The organism is Streptomyces calidiresistens (genome assembly GCF_014141525.1).
GTDB classification, from domain to species: domain Bacteria; phylum Actinomycetota; class Actinomycetes; order Streptomycetales; family Streptomycetaceae; genus Streptomyces; species Streptomyces calidiresistens.
The window spans coordinates 1-3,153 of sequence record NZ_VKHS01000653.1 but is presented as its reverse complement, the minus strand read 5'-3'; the positions used below and the strand labels follow the sequence as shown (position 1 = coordinate 3,153).

Annotated in this window: 2 protein-coding genes; one reads left to right on the top strand and one right to left on the bottom strand. The window is 75.3% G+C overall.

Annotated elements, in window-relative coordinates; all coding sequences use genetic code 11:
• Window positions 1-194: 194 nt before the first annotated feature.
• The gene (locus FOE67_RS21020; RefSeq protein ID WP_182666403.1) at window positions 195-968 is read right to left on the bottom strand and encodes a ferritin-like fold-containing protein; all 774 of its coding nucleotides are present in this window, start codon (window positions 966-968) and stop codon (window positions 195-197) included.
• Between the two features lie 474 nt (window positions 969-1,442).
• On the opposite strand from FOE67_RS21020, the gene FOE67_RS21015 reads away from it, so the two are divergent.
• Window positions 1,443-3,041 carry a DEAD/DEAH box helicase gene (locus tag FOE67_RS21015; RefSeq protein WP_438874273.1) on the top strand — a complete coding sequence of 533 codons (1,599 nt, stop codon included), beginning with the start codon at window positions 1,443-1,445 and terminating at the stop codon, window positions 3,039-3,041.
• Window positions 3,042-3,153 lie beyond the last annotated feature (112 nt).

The following is a 3,153-nucleotide window of genomic DNA, read 5'->3' as shown; positions in this document are numbered from 1 at the left end:
GCGGGGCGGGCGGGGGCGCGGACGTCATGGCGCGAGCCTAGTGCCGCCTCGGCGCCGGTGTCCGTCCCCTCGCGGCGTCCGGTGCGGCACGGCACCGGAACCGGCCGCCGCGCCGCCCCGGGGGGCCGGCGGGGCGGTGCCCCGGCGCCCGACACCGGGCCGGGGACGGCCGGGGCGGCCCGCCGGGCGGAGGATCAGGAGGCCAGACCCAGGGCGGTCATCCGCTTGGTGTGCGCCTCGGTGATCCGCGAGAACATCCGGCCGATCTCCGCCAGGTCGAAGCCGTCGGAGACCCCGCCCACCAGCATCGTGGACAGCGCGTCCCGCTCGGCCACCACCCGCTGGGCCTGGGCCAGCGCCTCGCCCATCAGCCGCCGCGCCCACAGCGCCAGCCGACCGCCCACCCGGGGGTCCTCCCCGATCGCCGCGCGCACCCGGTCCACCACGAACGCCGCGTGCCCGGTCTCGTCCAGCACCTCCAGCATCAGCGCCCGGGTGTCGGAGTCCAGCCGGTGGGCGATCTCGCGGTAGAAATCGGCCGCGATGGCGTCGCCGACGTACGCCTTGATCAGGCTCTCCAGCCAGTCGGAGGGCGCGGTCAGCCGGTGGAACTCCGCCAGCGGCGCGTCGAAGGGCTCCATCGCCTCGAAGGGGTCCGCGTCGATCTCCGAGAGCCGGTCCCGCAGCCGCTCGAAGTGACGGAACTCCGCCGCCGCCATCCGCGCCAGCGCCGCCTTGTCGGCGAGACCCGGAGCCATCCTGGCGTCCTCCGCCAGACGCTCGAAGGCCACGAGTTCGCTGTGGGCCAACGCGCCCAGCAGATCGACGATCGCGTCCCGGTAGCGGGGGTCGGACGAGGCGGCTGCCCAGTCCCGGGCGGCGATGGAGCCGGTCGGCCCGTCGTTCCGACCGGTGGGGGAGTCTGCCGTCTCGGGACTGTCGGCGGCGGGCTTCGCGGGCGTCTCCATGGAACCGCACAATAGCGGGCCGGCAGATGATCCGAACGCCGGCCCTAACGCGGATGCGGGGTTCCGGGGTACAGTGATATGGACCTGCCGCGTACTCGGTGGGTCCCATTCACATGTGGAGAACACCAGCCCCGCTCGGCCGAGCGGCCGGCTGCCCGCGGATGCCCGGTCGGTGGCCCGATCGGCTCCGACCCGACCGCCCTCCACGCGGACCGTGTGAGTCCGTGATGAAGGACCCGCTCGCGCGGTGTGCGCGCTTGAGCGAGATGACCGGGTCCCGCGCCGCACGACCCGCGCCCCACCGGGCCGGCACCGAGCGCGGTACGCCACGACCCGCCTCGCCGCCGCGCGCCGCGTCACACAGAAGAGGCAAGAACCCTGACCGCGACATCGTTCCGAGATCTCGGGATCCTCACCGAGACCGCCGAGGCCCTCGAAGCCGTCGGCATCGTCACCCCCTTCCCCATCCAGGAGATGACCCTCCCCGTCGCCCTGGCCGGTTCCGACGTGATCGGGCAGGCCAAGACCGGCACCGGCAAGACCCTCGGTTTCGGCCTGCCGGTGCTGGAGAAGGTCACCGTCCCCGCCGATGTCGAGGCGGGCCGGGCCCGTCCCGAGGAGCTGACCGAGGCCCCGCAGGCACTGATCGTCGTCCCGACCCGCGAGCTGTGCCAGCAGGTCACCAACGACCTGCTCACCGCGGGCAAGGTCCGCAACGTCCGGGTCGCCGCCATCTACGGCGGTCGCTCCTACGAGCCGCAGGTCGAGGCCCTCCGCAAGGGCGTGGACGTGGTCGTCGGCACCCCCGGCCGGCTGCTCGACCTCGCCGGCCAGAAGAAGCTGCGGCTCTCCGAGGTCCGCGCCCTGGTCCTCGACGAGGCCGACGAGATGCTCGACCTGGGCTTCCTCCCGGACGTCGAGCGCATCATCCAGCTGCTGCCGGCCAGGCGGCAGACGATGCTCTTCTCCGCGACCATGCCCGGCCAGGTCATCTCGCTGGCCCGCCGGTACATGAACCAGCCCACCCACATCCGGGCCGCCGCCCCGGACGACACGGGCCACACCGTCAAGAGCGTCACCCAGCGCGTCTACCGGGCCCACTCCCTGGACAAGGTGGAGATGGTGGCCCGTATCCTCCAGGCGGACGGCCGGGGGCTGGCGATGATCTTCTGCCGCACCAAGCGCACCGCCGCCGACGTCGCCGACCAGCTCGGTCGGCGCGGCTTCGCCGCGGGCGCGGTCCACGGTGACCTCGGCCAGGGCGCCCGCGAGCAGGCGCTGCGGGCCTTCCGCAACGGCAAGATCGACGTGCTGGTGTGCACCGATGTCGCCGCCCGCGGCATCGACGTGGACAACGTCACGCACGTGATCAACTACCAGACCCCCGAGGACGAGAAGACCTACCTGCACCGGATCGGCCGCACCGGCCGCGCCGGCGCCCGGGGTACGGCCGTCACCCTCGTGGACTGGGACGACCTCCACCGCTGGCAGCTGATCGACCGTGCGCTGGAGCTGGGACTGCCGGAGCCGGTGGAGACCTACTCCACCTCCCCGCACCTGTACGAGGAGATGGGCATCCCCGCGGGCACCAAGGGGATACTGCCCCGCGCCGAGCGCACCCGCGCCGGGCTGGAGGCCGAGGAGCTCGAGGACCTGGGCGAGCCGGGCCGCGGCGGTCGCGGCCGGGAGGCCCGCGGCCGGGGCCGGGGCGCGGAGACCGAGGAGGAGCGGGCCCCCCGTCGCACCCGCAGCCGTCGCCGCACCCGGAACGGGGTGCCCACCGGCGAGGGTGCCGCCGACGCCCCCGCGTCCCCCGCGGACACCCCCGCGGACACGGTGACCGACGCGCCCGCCGAGGATGCCCCGCGCAAGCCGCGCCGGCGCCGCCGCACCCGCTCGGGCGGCACCGCCGGCGGCGCCGAGCAGACCCCCGCGGTCGCGACCGACGCCGCTCCGGACGCCCCCGCCGGGGCGGACGCCGCGGCGGGCGACCGTCCCGCCCCGCGTCGGCGCCGTCGGCGCTCGCGCGGCAACGGCGGCGGTGCGGCCCCCGCCGAGACCGCCGGTGAGTGACGGGCCCCACCCCGTCGGGAGTCCGTGAGCACCGGACCTCCGCGCATCCGGACGCCGGTCGCCCCCGCGAGGGGTGACCGGCGTCCGGCGTTTCCGCCCCGCCGCCCCCCGC